Consider the following 15271-nt stretch of genomic DNA (forward strand, 5'->3'; position numbering starts at 1 on the left):
TATAAGAAATGGAGCACCATGATAGAATTATTGGGTAAGTCTTTAGAAGAATTACAATCTATCTTTAAGACCCATAATATACAAAAGTTTCGAGCGAAACAGTTAATTGACTATATCTATCATAGATATATTTTTGATTTTGAAGACATGACACAATTTCCAAAAGACTTGCGTCAATGGCTAGGTGATAATTGTGTTATTTCTTTACCTACATTAATTACAGAGTCTATTGCCCCTGATGGAAAGACTCGCAAAATACTTGTAGAGATGTCAGATCAAAGTCGTGTGGAAGCAGTTTTGATGGAGCAACACTATGGGTATTCCGTATGTGTTTCCTCCCAAGTTGGATGCGCTATGGGATGTGTGTTCTGTGCTTCTACACAAGGTGGCTTATACAGAGATTTAACAGTCGCTGAGATTATTGGACAAGTTGTCATATTTGGGGCTCTTACTAAAGAGGAAATACATACTGTTGTCGTTATGGGCGCAGGGGAGCCGTTACAAAATTATGATAATGTATTACAAGCATTACAACTACTACATGATCCTATGATTTGTAATATTAGTTATCGTAAGATGACGATTTCCACTTGTGGTTGGGTTCCTAATATTTATAAATTAGCTGATGAAGGTTTGCCAATAACCTTAGCACTTTCATTACATGCTACAAATAATGAAGTTCGTCGTAGTATTATGCCCGTTGGGGCACGTTATGAATTGACGGAAGTCTTAGATGCGGTAAAATACTATTATAATACGACACAGCGTCGTGTTACCTTTGAGTATATTCTTATAGATTCTGTAAATGCATCTATGGATGAAGCTCATGCTTTGGGGAAAATCTGTAAAGATTTCCCAAATTGTCATGTTAACTTGATCCCAGTTAATGGCAATGAACATATTGAATTATATAAACCATCTATTACGAATATGAATACATTTAAAGACATCGTCAGTTCCTATGGTGTATCAGTAACGGTACGAAAGAAAATGGGCGATGCAATCCAAGCCGCATGTGGGCAGTTAAAGGCTGCTCATGGTCGGAAAAAGGAGAATCATGAATAATTTTGTTGGTTTAAGTAAAATTGGGCTTGTGCGCCAGCGTAACGAGGACCGTTTCTTCATTGATGGCCATATTTGTGCTGTTACTGATGGCATGGGTGGTTATAGCGGTGGTGAAATTGCAAGTACCTATGCTGTAGATGAAATAAAAGAATATTTGTCCTCCCTTGAAACGATAGGTCAACAAGACTTATGTGATGCTATTATTCACGCTAATCAACGTATTGTAAATCGCGTTGCTTGTGAAGAACGTCTCGCTGGTATGGGTACTACCGCTGTAGTTACAGCTATAAATGGTAATCAACTTTACTGGGCAAGTGTTGGTGATAGTCGTTTGTATGTATATAGAGATGGTCATTTACGACAAATTACTACGGATCATTCTATGGTACAAGAATTATTAACAGCTGGAGAGATTACAAAGGATGAAATGCTAAATCACCCTCAACGGAATTTATTAACTCGCGCAGTTGGTGTTGATGAAATCTTAGAGGTTGATAGTGGCGTAGAATCTATTCTTCCCGGTGATCGTATTTTACTTTGCACTGATGGATTAAGTGGCTATGTATCCGATGATGTAATTGCCTCTGCATTACAATCAACGGATGATGATATGTTGGTTATTGAATCATTGATGGAAGCTGTATATGAAGTCGGAGCAGGAGATAATGTGACCATTGTGGTGGGAACAATCTAATCTAGAAATGGAGAAATAATGAGTACTATGAATATAAAAGGCATACTTCTAGATAACCGCTACCGAATTGTTGATAAAATTGGCGTTGGTGGAATGGCTGATGTATACCTTGGAGAAGATACCTTACTAGGTAGACAAGTAGCAATAAAAGTATTGCATGCTAATTTTGCAAATGATGATGAATTTGTGACTCGATTTAAACGAGAAGCACAAGCGGCAGGTAAATTAAATCATCCAAATATTGTAAATATGTATGATGTAGGTTTTGATCAAAATCTACACTACATTGTCATGGAATATGTAGATGGTGAAACCTTAAAAAAATATATAACTCGTCATGGAAGACTGTCCATAGATGAGGCTGTTAAATTTACTATCGCCATAGCTGAAGGCTTAGAACACGCGCATACAATGGGCATTGTTCATTGTGATATAAAGCCACATAATGTTATTATTACCAATACGGGGCGCGTTAAAGTAACTGACTTTGGTATTGCTCGTGCAATAAATGCAACTAACACAGTTATGTATACGAATTCGATTTTGGGTTCAGCACACTATTTATCACCAGAGCAAGCTAGTGGTAAACCGGTAGACGGCAATACAGATATCTATTCATTGGGTGTTGTATTGTATGAAATGCTTACAGGTCGTGTACCATTTGAAGGGGAAACACCAATTGCGGTAGCATTAAAACATGTTCGTGAGAAGGTAGAACCTCCAACACGATATAATCCATCAATTCCTCCGCTTTTAGAAGCTGTTGTTATGAAAGCATTATCTAAAAATCCTGCTGATCGATTTGATTCTATCTCTGATATGATTAGTGATTTGCGATTATCTCAAGGTTTTACGATGGGCAAAACACAACGTCATGAACCATATGACTTTGCTACACAAATGATTCCTGCTGTTGATCCTGAAGCACTTGAAGATCTTAGTACGATTCAAGAAGAACGAAAAGAAGAGGGTAAAAAGAAGAGTATGTTAAGTAAAATTGCATCGATTCCACAAAAATACATCGTTCTAGGTGCTGCTGTCATTTTCTTAGTAGCATTTTTAGGTGCTTTCTTAAGCTACGGTAATTTCTGGAGTAATACAACAGTAGATGTACCTAATGTGGTAGGCAAACAAGTTTCTGTAGCAAAAAATATCTTAGAAGATAAACATTTGCGTGTGTCTACAAGTGAAGTCACAAATCCAGATGTGCCAGCTGGTCAAGTTATTTCTCAAACTCCTGGGGCTGGAGAGAAGGTTAAAGAGCAACGAACAATCCATCTTGTGGTTTCTAAAGGTGTAGGCGATATTACGGTGCCAGATTTAACTGATTTAACTGTGGATCAAGCCCGTCAACGACTTAAAGATTTAGGTTTAGTTGTGGGGAAAATAACACAGCAATCTGTAGATGGTAAAAAAGATGGTGTAATCATTGCTCAGAGTCCTTCCGGAGATTCTAAAGTGTCTAAAGGGACAACAATTGATCTCGTTGTAAATAAAGCGAAGGCTAAGAAAGTCAAAGTACCTAATCTTGTTGGTATGACATTAAAAGATGCTCGTGATACATTGAGTAATATTCAACTAGGTGTAAATCAAGTATCTGGATCTGTGGAAGAAAAATCTGTGGTTATAGAGCAAAGCATTAAAGCTGGCGATGAAATTGACGAAGGCTCCACATTAAATCTTACGACTGAGTTCAAAGATGATAAAAAGAAATCTGATAAAAAAGATGGAAACAGTGGTAATAAAACAACTGGTACTATAGATGTTACTGTACCAGCTGGTTCTAAAAATCAAGAACTTAAAATTGTCGTAAAAGATGATGAAGGTTCCGCAGTAATTTATGATGATACCAATAAACCTGGAGATCGTATTGTTCGAAAAGTGTCCGGTGTAGGTAATGTACGTATTGAGGTGTACCTCAATGGTGCATTAGTGCAAGAAACTGCATTATAAGAGGTACTATGATTACAGGCATTGTTGTCAAAAATATGAATGGGTACTTTTATGTACAAGATGATACGGGCACCATTCATGAATGTAAGGTTCGTGGTAGACTTAAGAAAGGACGTTATAGTTTACTTGTGGGTGACCGCGTTACGATTTCGGAGGATGGGTTCGTTGAATCCATCCATGGACGTCATAATTCGATGGTACGTCCAGCAGTAGCTAATATTGACCAAGTTGTATTAGTTGTGGCTGCCCATGAACCAGATATTAATGAGCTATTACTTAATAAAATGCTCGTTATGATTGAACATGCGGATATACCTATCGTGCTATGTATCAATAAATGTGACCTGATGGATTCAGAGACGAAAACTATGGTTGATCTTTATAAATCAATTGGTTATAAGGTTTTGATGACATCCACATATAATATGACAGGCATCGATGATTTACGTCATGTGCTTCAACATAAGGTAACAGCTTTTGCAGGTCCATCTGGTGTTGGTAAGAGTAGTCTTTTAAACGCAGTAGACCCAAAATTCGCCTTCCAGACTGGGGAGGTAAGTGATAAGATTAAACGTGGCAAACATACTACTCGTCACGCTTCTTTATATAGTTTAGATGCAGATTCTTTTATCATGGATACACCTGGATTTAGTGCTATTGAATTTAATGATGTTTCCCTTGAAAGATTGCCTACATTATTCCCAGAATTTGGTGAATATGTTGATACTTGTAAATTTAGTCCTTGCTATCATGAACATGAACCCATTTGTGGGATTAAAGCTGCTCTAGAAGCTGGTCATATTCATCAAGGACGATATGATGCTTATATGTCTATACGTAATGATATAGAAAGTCAACGAAAGAGGTTTTAATATGATAAAAATTGCACCATCTATGCTTTCCGCAAATTTTGCGGTGTTAAGCGAGGAATTAAAATCTATTGAAGCAGCGGGGGCTGATTTATTACATATCGATATCATGGATGGACACTTTGTTCCTAATCTAACCTTTGGTGCTCCCATTGTGAAAGCCATTCGTCCATATACAAAATTACCATTTGATGTGCATTTGATGGTTACTAATCCTGGTGATTATGTAGAAGAATTTGCAAAAATTGGTGTAGAATATTTTACTTTTCATCAAGAAACTGTACCTCATATGCATCGTTTGATTCAACATATCAAGCAGTGTGGGATGAAGGCTGGTGTAGCATTGAATCCTAGTACACCTGTATCTCTACTAGAAGATGTAGCGGCAGATTTAGATATGATTTTAATTATGTCTGTGAATCCAGGATTTGGAGGACAATCTTTTATTAAGAATGCCATAAAAAAAGTTAAACAAGCTAAGATATTGTTAGAAGAAGTAGACAATTCAACGGCAGTCATTGAGGTGGACGGTGGTATTAACGATATTACTTGTGTACCGATTAAAAGAGCGGGGGCTACAGTTTTAGTTGCTGGTTCTGCAGTATTTGGTGTTGAAGATCGTGCAAGTATGATTGAATCCATTCGCAATAATTAAATAAATATTTTCATAATATTCTATAATTCAAATTTGAACATAAGATTGTACATCAATAAGAAAGAGAATGTATTTAAAATGAGGAGTGAGGAATACTTAAAGAATTCCTCACTCCTTGCTTGCTTTTGCCATGATTTTTTGTTAGAATTATTAGGTATGAAAAATATGCACGTCAGTGGACTTCGGTACTGTGCCTAATTTTGGGTGACCCGAAGGATGAAGCGGCGGAGGTTAATTAACAGGAGGTGCCACAATGGCAGTAGTATCAATGAAACAATTATTAGAGGCTGGTGTACACTTTGGTCATCAGACTAGAAGATGGAACCCTAAAATGGCGAAATTCATCTTCACTGAACGCAATGGTATTTATATCATTGATTTGTCTAAAACAGTTAAAAAAGTAGAAGAAGCTTACAATTTCTTGCGTGAAGTTGCTTCCCAAGGCGAAGTAATCTTGTTCGTAGGTACTAAAAAACAAGCTCAAGAAGCTATTAAAGAAGAAGCTATCCGTGCTAACATGTTCTTCGTTAACGAACGTTGGTTGGGCGGTATGTTGACTAACTTCAAAACAATTGAAACTCGTATTAAACGTTTAAAACAATTGGAAGCTATGGCAGAAGACGGTACTTTCGAAGTATTGCCTAAAAAAGAAGTTATCGGTCTTCGTCATGAAATGGATAAATTGGAAAAATACCTTGGCGGTATCAAAGATATGCCTAAAATGCCAGGTGCTCTTTTCGTAGTAGATCCTAAAAAAGAAAAAATCGCTATTGCAGAAGCTAAAAAATTGGGTATTCCTGTAGTTGCAACAGTTGACACTAACTGCGACCCAGACGAAGTTGATTTCCCAATTCCAGCAAATGATGACGCTATTCGCGCTGTTAAATTGTTGGCTGGTAAAATGGCTGACGCTGTTCTTGAAGGTCGTCAAGGCGAATCCTTTGAAGAAGCATTAGATAACATGGTAGCTGATTCCGCAGAAATGGTTCGAGACGGTAAAGCTTAATCGTTGTCGTATTAGCATTTGAAAGATAAATCTATAACATATATAATTGGGGTAAGGACTATATCCTTACCTTAATTAATACTAGGAGGAACAAAATAATGGCAATTACTGCTGCTTTGGTAAAAGAATTGCGCGACATGACTGGCGCAGGTATGATGGACGCTAAAAAAGCATTGGTTGAAACTGACGGTAATATCGATAAAGCGGTTGACCTTCTTCGTGAAAAAGGTTTGGCTGCGGCAGCTAAAAAAGCTGGTCGTATTGCAGCTGAAGGTGTAGTACAATCCTACATTCATGCTGGTGGTCGTATCGGTGTTTTAGTGGAAGTTAACTGTGAAACTGACTTCGTTGCAAAAACTGATGATTTCCAAAATTTAGCACGCGACATCGCAATGCAAATTGCAGCTGTAAATCCTACATACTTGAACCGTGAAGAAGTTCCTACTGAAGTAATTGAACACGAAAAACAAGTATTATTGGAACAAGCTAAAGTAGAAGCTGAAGAAGACGTTAAAGCTGGTCGTAAACCAAAACCTGAAGCTGTTTTAGAAAAAATGGTTGCAGGTCGTATTGAAAAATTCTATAAAGAAAATTGCCTATTAGAACAAGTATTCATTAAAGATGGCGATAAAACTGTTACAGACATCATTAATGAAAGTATTGCAAAAATCGGTGAAAACATCAACGTACGTCGTTTTGTTCGCTATGGTTTAGGTGAAGGCATTGAAAAACGCCAAGATGACTTCGTAGCAGAAGTAATGGCATCTGTTGGTAAATAATTAATAAACAATAAGAGAACACCGTACAGTGTTCTCTTATTTTGCAATAGAGGAGTAAAAATATGGCAAAAAGAAAGTTTCGACGTATTGTTTTAAAGTTGAGTGGTGAAGCATTAGCAGGTGAACAAGGTTTTGGTATTAATCCTGATGTTGTTGAAGAATTTGCAAAAGAAATTGCTGCTTTAGCAAAATCCACTGATTTAGAAATCGCGATTGTTGTTGGTGGCGGTAACCTATGGAGAGGTTTAGCTGGTAGCAATCAAGGTATGGATCGTGCTACTGCTGACTATATGGGGATGCTAGCAACAGTGATGAACTCCTTAGCATTGCAAGATGCATTAGAGCAAGCTGGTGTAGATACACGTGTTCAAACAGCTATTGAAATGCAAGAAATTGCAGAACCTTATATTCGTCGTCGCGCTATTCGTCATTTAGAAAAAAAACGTATCGTTATCTTCGGTGCTGGCCTTGGTAAACCTTACTTCTCTACAGATACAACAGCTGCATTACGGGCCGCTGAAATTGAAGCCGATGCTATTTTAATGGCAAAGAAATTTGCAGATGGCGTATATGATTCTGACCCTAAGACAAATCCTAATGCTGTTAAATTTGATGAATTAACATATAACGAGATTATCACAAAAGAATTAAAAGTAATGGATGCTACATCTACAACTTTATGTAAAGATAACAATATTCCTATTATTGTATTTAGCATGGATATTCCTGGTAATATTACAAAAGCTGCTAAAGGTGAAGAAATAGGGACCATTGTTCGAGGAGAATAATTCATATGGAAATTAAAGAATTGTTACAACAAGCAGAAGACCGCATGAATAAGTCTATTGAGGCTTTAAAACATGAATTCGCATCTATTCGTACAGGCCGTGCTAGTGTAGCACTACTTGATAAAGTAATGGTTGATTACTATGGAAGTCCATCACCCATTAATCAAGTTGCGAATATCTCCGTGCCTGAACCTCGCATGATTGTGATTGCACCTTGGGATAAAACAATGATTGGTGCTATTGAAAAAGCAATTTTACAATCTGATTTAGGTTTGAACCCTGGTAATGATGGTGCACAAATTCGTTTAAGTATTCCTCAATTAACTGAGGAACGTCGTAGAGAAATCGTTAAAGTAGTTCATAAAAAGGCTGAAGATGCAAAAGTTGCAGTGCGCAACATTCGTCGCGATGTAAATGAAGCATTAAAAAAAGAAGAGAAAGCTAAAACGATTACTGAAGATGATGCTAAAGACGGTTTAGATCAAATCCAAAAGCTTACCGATGCTAAAGTTAAGCAAATCGATGAGTTAAAAGTAGTAAAAGAAAAGGACGTATTAGAAGTATAATGTTTGATTCTAATAGCCTTATTGGAATACCATGGCAGCTTGCAAAGTCTCGTTTGCAGGCTGCCCATATTCCTTTTAAGGTAATGATTGGTGGATCCTTTAATCGCTTCTTTGAAATTTCAGATAAAGGATTTTATGTGGCACGTATTACAAAGGTTGATGAGTGCTTACATATACTACTATATAGACCAATGATTGCCAGCGACTTCGGAAATTCTATCGAGGTAGACTATGCTAAAGAAATTATTTAACCGTAAACGTTCTGATACGCCTGTCATTGATCGTAATATAATTCCACAACATGTTGCTATTATTATGGATGGTAATGGACGATGGGCTAAACGCAGAGGCATGCCGCGCTCCATGGGGCATCGTGCTGGTGCAGATGTATTAAAAGAAATTGTTATGGCCGCAGATGAGATCGGAATTAGAGCTCTTACGGTATATGGTTTCTCCACGGAGAACTGGAAACGTCCTGAACAGGAAGTTTCTTTACTTATGTCTCTCATAAAAGAATACTTAAATAATAATGTTAAGTATATGCATGAACATAATGTACGCATTCGATTTATTGGTTTTATTGGAGGGCTTTCAGAAAACCTACAAAAAATCATTCAAGATGCAGAATTATTAACTCAGAATAATACAGGCCTCACATTACAGTTAGCGATTAACTATGGTGGGCGTGATGAAATAGTTAGAACTATCCGCGACATTGTAAAATCCGTTGCGGATGGCGTTATTACAATGGACAAAATTACTGAAGAATATGTAAGTTCTCAATTATTCACTAAAGAGTTTAGTGATGTAGATTTATTAATTCGTCCTAGTAGTGATTTTAGAATTAGTAATTTTTTGTTATGGCAACTAGCGTATGCTGAATTTTGGTTTACCGATTTGCATTGGCCAGATTTTACTAAGGAAACTTTACTTGAAGCTGTGGCGGCATATCAGAAACGAGAACGCCGATTTGGTGGCTTATGTGATGAGGAATAAAAAATGTTAAAAACACGTGTTATTACCGCTGTTATTGGTTTTATTATTGCCTTAGGGGCCATTACATTTGGTGGATTAGTATATGATGTGCTAATTACACTTTTAGCTTTATTAGGGTGGCGTGAGTTTGTATTACTTGGTAAAGCTAAACGTGTTCGGATATCCATTATATGGGGATATATTAGCATTTTATTGCTAATGATTGCTCTTGCATGTCATCAGTATATTATAGCTATAGCTATTTTAGTATTAAGTTTATTTGCCAATTATATGTTGTGTACATTTGGTGAAAGTAAGTACTCGATGTCTAGTGTATCCTTTAGTGTATTTGGTTTATTATATATTGGTATGGGTATGACTTCATTACTCTTGATTCGTCATGACTCAATTTACATGGATTTATCAATGCCTTTTGAACTATATAACTGGGGCACTATTACACTTTGGTTATTATTGTTTACTACTTGGGCTAGCGATACCTTTGCATACTTTTCAGGTCGAGCTTTTGGTAAACGTAAAATAGTACCATCCATTAGTCCTAATAAAACACTAGAAGGTTTTATTGGTGGATTTATCGGCTGTATCCTTACAGGTGCAGTATTTTCGTATATCGTTGGCATTCCTTGGTGGATGGGAATCCATGTAGGTATGATTAGCGGTATATTAGCACCATTAGGTGATTTGTTTGAATCAAAGATTAAACGACTATGTAATGTAAAAGATTCTGGTACATTATTACCAGGTCATGGCGGTGTATTGGATCGCTTTGATAGTTTATTATTTGCGGCTCCCATTACATTAGTATATATATTGCTATTTTCGTACTAATTTTATAGAGGTACACTTATGAAATACCTAAGTATTATCGGCAGTACTGGCTCAATCGGTACACAGACGCTTGATGTGGTGTCTCAACATCCAGATCAATTCAAGGTGGTTGCCTTAGTGGCACATCATAATATTGACCTCTTAGAACATCAGATTAAAGAATATAAACCTTTGGTGGCTGGTCTTGTAGATGAAGGTGCTTTTAAAGAATTACAAGCACGCTATACAGGTCCTACAAAATTGATAGGTGGTAAGGAAGCCCTCATTGCAGCAGCTACAATTCAAGAAGCAACAATGATTGTTACTGCTATTGTAGGTGCTGCGGGAATTGAGCCTACAGTGGAAGCTATAAAACAAGGGAAGACTATAGGTCTTGCTAATAAAGAAACTCTTGTTGCTGGAGGTCCATTAATTACGGCTTTAGCTAAAGAACATGGCGTGCAAATCCTACCTATCGATAGTGAACATAGTGCTATATTTCAGTGCTTAGAAGGACAGAAACGTGACAATGTTGATTCTTTAATTGTCACTGCTTCTGGTGGACCTTTACGCACATGGGATTCTAGTAAAATTCAAACTGCAACTGCTGCAGATTGTTTGCGACATCCTACCTGGAATATGGGTAATAAAATAACTATAGACTCTGCCTCTTTATTCAATAAAGGCTTAGAGGTAATAGAAGCTCATTGGTTATTTGGTTTTGATTTTGATCATATTGATGTAGTAGTACATCCTCAAAGTATTGTTCATTCTATGATACGTATGAAGGATGGTGCGATATTAGCGCAAATGGGTAATCCAGATATGCGCGAGCCCATTCAATATGCTTTGACGTATCCCAAACGTGAAGTTTTAAGTATGAATCATCTTGATTTTAGTCAAGCACTACATTTGGAGTTTTTACCTCCACGGTATGACGATTTTCCTGCACTTCGACTTGCGTATGAGGTGGGACGTGCTAGTGGATTTAAACCTGCTGTATTTAATGCAGCTAATGAAACGGCAGTATATGCCTTTTTAGAAGATAAAATCGCCTTTGGTGATATTTATAAAGTCGTTACTTCTGTTCTTGAATCTATGGGACCAGAAGATGATTTTACATTAGATAATTTATTATCCATCGATAGATGGGCCCGTGAAAAGGCAACATCGTTGATGTTATAGGAGAATATATGATTACGGCATTAGCCACAATATTTGTATTTGGTTTAATTGTGTTTATTCATGAATTAGGCCATTTTATTACAGCTAAGATGTCAGGTATGCAAGTTGATGAATTTGCTATAGGTTTTGGTCCAGCCATATTTAAAGTACAAAAAGGGGAAACTTTATATTCTATTCGTATAATTCCTCTTGGAGGATTTAATCGTATTGCTGGTATGACACCTGACGAGCCTCTTAATGAGCGCTCCTTTTATAATAAACCTGCGTGGAAAAAATTTATTGTTATTTCTGCAGGGGCTGTATTTAACTTTATATTAGCCATTGTACTTTTCTTTGGCCTAAATGTGACTGTAGGAAATCTTACATATACAAATGAACCTGTAATTGGTAACATTATTGCGGGTAGTTCTGCAGAACAGGCTCATTTAGAAGCTAACGATAGAATTATTACGATTGATGGTAAAAAAATTAGTACTTGGGATGATATTCGTCCTAGCTTACAAGGCACAGCAAACCATGGTGTAACTGTTGTTGTAGAGCGTGAAGGACAAACTATAGAGACTACGGTAATACCTAAAATGGAACAAGATAGTCCTAAGATTGGCATCTACCCTAGCTTTACTCGTGAAACTTATAGTATTGGTGAATCTTTGAGCCTTGCTGTTAGTCGGACGGGGCAAACTATTGTTGCTATGGTCAGTGGGATTTACGATATGATTCGTGGCACACAAGCAGCCGAATTATCTGGTCCAGTAGGAATTTCCCAAATGGCAGGTACTATTGCACAATCAGGATTTGCACCACTATTAAGTTTTGCTGCATTCCTTAGTATTAACTTAGGGGTTATTAATCTTTTACCATTACCTGTTTTAGATGGTGGTCACTTAATTATTATCTTGGCGGAAGCTATAACAGGCCGTAGATTACCTGCTAAAGCTCTTATGTATATACAAATGGTTGGGGTTGCCTTAATGGTAGCATTATTCTTATATGTAACAACGCAGGATATTTTCCGTTTACTATAAGACAGATGGGAGATTACAATGATTGTACGTAAACCAACAAATGGTATCTATGTAGGTACAGTTAAAATCGGCGATTATGCACCGGTAAGTATTCAATCTATGATTACTACGGATCCAGTACATACAGAGAAGGCAATTGCAGAAATTAATCATTTAGCAGAGGCTGGTTGTGAACTGGTTCGTGTCGCCGTTCCTACAATGGCATCTGCAAAGGCTTTAAAGGCTGTTAGAGCGGGCATTTCAATTCCTTTGATCGCCGATATTCACTTTGATTATAGATTAGCTTTAGAAGCTATTGAAAATAATGTTGATGGATTGCGCATTAATCCAGGAAATATTGGTGGTGAAGATAAGGTTTTAGCCGTTATTGAAAAGGCAAAACCTAAACAAATCCCAATTCGCATTGGTGTTAATGCAGGCTCTTTACCAAAGCATATTCTCGATGCTCATGGAGGACATCCTACAGCGGATGGTATGGTTGAAACAGCTTTAGAACACGTAAGAATTTTAGAAAAACTCGATTATCGTCAAATGAAATTATCCATTAAAGCAACGGAAGTACCTCTAATGGTGGAAGCATATCGTAAGTTATCTGATAAGATTCCTTATCCGTTACATTTAGGTGTAACAGAAGCTGGTACTATTAAACAAGGCACTATTAAATCTGCTATGGGGATTGGTGCATTATTGCTCGATGGCATTGGTGATACATTACGGGTATCCTTAACTGGAGATCCAATTCACGAAATTGAAGTAGGTAGAAGTATTTTAAGTAGTTTAGGATTAAGAAATTTTGGGGCCACTATGATATCTTGTCCTACATGTGGCCGTTGCCAAGTAAATTTATTTGATATGGCTGGTATTGTAGAAGAACGTCTAGCAGATATAAAAGCGCCTATTAAGGTTGCCGTTATGGGGTGTGTTGTAAATGGTCCAGGGGAAGCGCGTGAGGCCGACTTTGGTATTGCTGGTGGTGATGGTCAAGGTATTATTTTCCGTAAAGGGAAAGTTATTAAGACTGTACCAGAAGCCGAATTAGTAGATACATTGTTTAGAGAAATTGACCAATATTTAGAAAATTTAGATGAGGAGTCTTTATGTTAGCCACTAAATTATATGCACCTACATTGCGTGAGGTTCCATCTGACGCTGATGTAGTAAGCCAACAGCTTATGCTTCGCGCTGGTTTTATGCGTAAAACTGCAAATGGTTTATATAGTTTCTTACCATTGGGTTGGAGAAGTATCAAAAAGATTGAAGCTATTGTACGTGAAGAAATGGATCGTGCTAGTGCTCAAGAAATTATGATGCCAATTTTACAGCCTGCAGAAATTTGGAAAGAGTCTGGCCGTTGGAACGCATATGGCGCAGAAATGATGCGTATCAATGATCGTCATGATAATGAATTCTGTCTAGGACCAACACATGAAGAGATGATTACAACCCTCGTTAAAAATGAGATTAACTCATATCGTCAATTACCAGTCAACTTATATCAAATTCAAAGTAAATTCCGTGATGAGCGTCGTCCACGTTATGGCTTGATGCGTAGCCGAGAATTCATTATGAAAGATGCTTATTCTTTTGATGTAGATGAAGCCGGTTTAGATGAATCCTATAAATCTATGTACGATGCATATACACGTATTTTTACACGTTGTGGTCTTACATTCCGCCCAGTAGAGGCTGATAGTGGTGCAATAGGTGGTAGTGGTACGCATGAGTTCATGGCCATTGCCGAAGCTGGTGAAGCTGATATCGTATATTGTACCAAGTGTGATTATGCAGCTAACATTGAAATCGGCAAGCCTGGTATCATGAAGCAAGACGAAGAAGTTCTTCAAGAGTTATCTGTTGTGGATACACCAAATGCAAGTTCTATTGAAGCTGTGGCAGACATGTTAAATTTACCATTACATAAAACTATTAAAGCGGTAGTATTTTCTATTGATGGTAAAGTGGTATTAGCCATTGTTCGTGGTGACCATGAAGTAAATGAAGTCGCTGTACAACATGCCGTTCTTGGCTCTGTAGAGCCTGAGATGGCTACCCCTGAAGAATTAGAAAAAGTAGGTTTAACAGCTGGTTTCATCAGTCCTATTGGTTTAAAACAAACAGAAGAATTTGCTATTGTTGTTGATGAATCTGTTATGGAAACTTACAATGTTTGTGGTGGCGCTAATAAAAAAGATGCTCACTACGTTAATATCAATCCAAAACGGGACTTTAATGTAGAAGATATTATTGTTGCTCCAATTCGTTTAATCACGAAGGACGATGTGTGTCCTAAATGTGGGGGTGCTTTAGAACATGCTAAAGGCATCGAAGTGGGTCAAGTATTTAAATTGGGTACAAAGTATTCTGAAGCATTACAAGCTACATTCTTAGATCAAAATGGTCGTCCTAATCCAATGATTATGGGTTGCTATGGTATCGGTGTATCTCGTACACTAGCTGCTGCTATTGAGCAATATCACGATGAAAATGGTATTATTTGGCCACGTTCTATCGCTCCATTTGAAGCAGTTATTGTTCCAATTAATGCAAAAGACGAAGCATTAATGTCTACTAGTCAAACTATTTATACTGCATTACAAAATACTGGTGTAGATGTATTGTTAGATGATCGTAAAGATCGTGCAGGTGTTAAGTTCAAAGATGCTGATTTGATTGGTTATCCACTTCGCATTACAGTAAGTAAAAATACTCTTGAGAATAACGAAGTAGAAATTCAAATCCGTAAGTCTGGAGAAGCTCTTCCATGTGCTATTGATTCTGTATCTGATAAAGTAACAGAATTGCTTCAAAACTTATAATAGAATTGCGATTCTAGTGAATGTTCATTAGGGTCGCAATTTTTCTTTCTAAACTTGAATTAATAGA

16 protein-coding genes are annotated in these 15271 nt (G+C 37.2%); all 16 read left to right on the top strand.

Going from position 1 to position 15271, the window contains the following annotated elements:
- Positions 1 to 18: 18 nt before the first annotated feature.
- The 16 genes from rlmN (at position 19) to KHY58_RS00700 (ending at position 15204) form a co-directional block, all read left to right on the top strand.
- A complete protein-coding gene (rlmN, locus tag KHY58_RS00625; RefSeq protein ID WP_278471521.1) occupies positions 19 to 1065 on the top strand; it encodes a 23S rRNA (adenine(2503)-C(2))-methyltransferase RlmN in 1047 nt (348 codons plus the stop codon).
- Positions 1058 to 1759: a Stp1/IreP family PP2C-type Ser/Thr phosphatase gene (locus KHY58_RS00630; protein WP_004697417.1), complete on the top strand. Its 702-nt coding sequence runs from the start codon at positions 1058 to 1060 to the stop codon at positions 1757 to 1759. Before rlmN ends, KHY58_RS00630 begins: the two co-directional genes overlap by 8 nt.
- Before the next feature lie 27 nt (positions 1760 to 1786).
- On the top strand, positions 1787 to 3712 hold the full coding sequence (pknB, locus tag KHY58_RS00635) for a Stk1 family PASTA domain-containing Ser/Thr kinase (RefSeq protein WP_042466902.1): 1926 nt from the start codon (positions 1787 to 1789) through the stop codon (positions 3710 to 3712).
- A gap of 8 nt (positions 3713 to 3720) precedes the next feature.
- Positions 3721 to 4584, top strand: a complete 864-nt coding sequence (rsgA, locus tag KHY58_RS00640) for a ribosome small subunit-dependent GTPase A (protein WP_278471524.1) — start codon at positions 3721 to 3723, stop codon at positions 4582 to 4584.
- 1 nt (position 4585) lies between these two features.
- Entirely contained in the window at positions 4586 to 5236 is a 651-nt protein-coding gene (rpe, locus tag KHY58_RS00645; protein WP_012864315.1) for a ribulose-phosphate 3-epimerase, read from the top strand.
- A gap of 253 nt (positions 5237 to 5489) precedes the next feature.
- On the top strand, positions 5490 to 6242 hold the full coding sequence (gene rpsB, locus KHY58_RS00650) for a 30S ribosomal protein S2 (RefSeq protein ID WP_004695687.1): 753 nt from the start codon (positions 5490 to 5492) through the stop codon (positions 6240 to 6242).
- 98 nt (positions 6243 to 6340) lie between these two features.
- A complete protein-coding gene (tsf, locus tag KHY58_RS00655) occupies positions 6341 to 7021 on the top strand; it encodes a translation elongation factor Ts (protein ID WP_004695689.1) in 681 nt (226 codons plus the stop codon).
- 62 nt (positions 7022 to 7083) lie between these two features.
- The gene (gene pyrH, locus KHY58_RS00660; RefSeq protein WP_008713845.1) at positions 7084 to 7809 is read left to right on the top strand and encodes a UMP kinase; all 726 of its coding nucleotides are present in this window, start codon (positions 7084 to 7086) and stop codon (positions 7807 to 7809) included.
- Between the two features lie 5 nt (positions 7810 to 7814).
- On the top strand, positions 7815 to 8375 hold the full coding sequence (gene frr / locus KHY58_RS00665) for a ribosome recycling factor (protein ID WP_118091439.1): 561 nt from the start codon (positions 7815 to 7817) through the stop codon (positions 8373 to 8375).
- Positions 8375 to 8626: a hypothetical protein gene (locus tag KHY58_RS00670; RefSeq protein WP_004697100.1), complete on the top strand. Its 252-nt coding sequence runs from the start codon at positions 8375 to 8377 to the stop codon at positions 8624 to 8626. The genes frr and KHY58_RS00670 overlap by 1 nt, the downstream gene beginning before the upstream one ends.
- Positions 8607 to 9371 carry an isoprenyl transferase gene (locus tag KHY58_RS00675; RefSeq protein WP_008713849.1) on the top strand — a complete coding sequence of 255 codons (765 nt, stop codon included), beginning with the start codon at positions 8607 to 8609 and terminating at the stop codon, positions 9369 to 9371. The genes KHY58_RS00670 and KHY58_RS00675 overlap by 20 nt, the downstream gene beginning before the upstream one ends.
- A gap of 3 nt (positions 9372 to 9374) precedes the next feature.
- Positions 9375 to 10199, top strand: a complete 825-nt coding sequence (locus tag KHY58_RS00680) for a phosphatidate cytidylyltransferase (protein ID WP_012864317.1) — start codon at positions 9375 to 9377, stop codon at positions 10197 to 10199.
- An 18-nt stretch (positions 10200 to 10217) separates the two neighbouring features.
- A complete protein-coding gene (locus KHY58_RS00685; protein WP_060919769.1) occupies positions 10218 to 11363 on the top strand; it encodes a 1-deoxy-D-xylulose-5-phosphate reductoisomerase in 1146 nt (381 codons plus the stop codon).
- 8 nt (positions 11364 to 11371) lie between these two features.
- A complete protein-coding gene (rseP, locus tag KHY58_RS00690) occupies positions 11372 to 12388 on the top strand; it encodes an RIP metalloprotease RseP (protein ID WP_008600853.1) in 1017 nt (338 codons plus the stop codon).
- 18 nt (positions 12389 to 12406) lie between these two features.
- Positions 12407 to 13492: a flavodoxin-dependent (E)-4-hydroxy-3-methylbut-2-enyl-diphosphate synthase gene (gene ispG / locus KHY58_RS00695; protein WP_024061700.1), complete on the top strand. Its 1086-nt coding sequence runs from the start codon at positions 12407 to 12409 to the stop codon at positions 13490 to 13492.
- The gene (locus KHY58_RS00700; protein WP_278471528.1) at positions 13486 to 15204 is read left to right on the top strand and encodes a proline--tRNA ligase; all 1719 of its coding nucleotides are present in this window, start codon (positions 13486 to 13488) and stop codon (positions 15202 to 15204) included. The genes ispG and KHY58_RS00700 overlap by 7 nt, the downstream gene beginning before the upstream one ends.
- Positions 15205 to 15271: the final 67 nt, after the last annotated feature.

Origin of the sequence: Veillonella parvula (genome assembly GCF_018366295.1) — a bacterium.
In the GTDB taxonomy this organism is placed as follows: Bacteria; Bacillota; Negativicutes; order Veillonellales; family Veillonellaceae; genus Veillonella; species Veillonella parvula_P.

Coding starts and splice junctions, on each gene's coding strand:
- rpsB (WP_004695687.1), top strand. CDS start 5,490: ATGGCAGTAGTATCAATGAAACAATTATTAGAGGCTGGTGTACACTTT.
- rlmN (WP_278471521.1), top strand. CDS start 19: ATGATAGAATTATTGGGTAAGTCTTTAGAAGAATTACAATCTATCTTT.
- KHY58_RS00670 (WP_004697100.1), top strand. CDS start 8,375: ATGTTTGATTCTAATAGCCTTATTGGAATACCATGGCAGCTTGCAAAG.
- KHY58_RS00685 (WP_060919769.1), top strand. CDS start 10,218: ATGAAATACCTAAGTATTATCGGCAGTACTGGCTCAATCGGTACACAG.
- KHY58_RS00675 (WP_008713849.1), top strand. CDS start 8,607: ATGCTAAAGAAATTATTTAACCGTAAACGTTCTGATACGCCTGTCATT.
- rsgA (WP_278471524.1), top strand. CDS start 3,721: ATGATTACAGGCATTGTTGTCAAAAATATGAATGGGTACTTTTATGTA.
- pyrH (WP_008713845.1), top strand. CDS start 7,084: ATGGCAAAAAGAAAGTTTCGACGTATTGTTTTAAAGTTGAGTGGTGAA.
- frr (WP_118091439.1), top strand. CDS start 7,815: ATGGAAATTAAAGAATTGTTACAACAAGCAGAAGACCGCATGAATAAG.
- tsf (WP_004695689.1), top strand. CDS start 6,341: ATGGCAATTACTGCTGCTTTGGTAAAAGAATTGCGCGACATGACTGGC.
- KHY58_RS00700 (WP_278471528.1), top strand. CDS start 13,486: ATGTTAGCCACTAAATTATATGCACCTACATTGCGTGAGGTTCCATCT.
- rpe (WP_012864315.1), top strand. CDS start 4,586: ATGATAAAAATTGCACCATCTATGCTTTCCGCAAATTTTGCGGTGTTA.
- KHY58_RS00630 (WP_004697417.1), top strand. CDS start 1,058: ATGAATAATTTTGTTGGTTTAAGTAAAATTGGGCTTGTGCGCCAGCGT.
- pknB (WP_042466902.1), top strand. CDS start 1,787: ATGAATATAAAAGGCATACTTCTAGATAACCGCTACCGAATTGTTGAT.
- KHY58_RS00680 (WP_012864317.1), top strand. CDS start 9,375: ATGTTAAAAACACGTGTTATTACCGCTGTTATTGGTTTTATTATTGCC.
- rseP (WP_008600853.1), top strand. CDS start 11,372: ATGATTACGGCATTAGCCACAATATTTGTATTTGGTTTAATTGTGTTT.
- ispG (WP_024061700.1), top strand. CDS start 12,407: ATGATTGTACGTAAACCAACAAATGGTATCTATGTAGGTACAGTTAAA.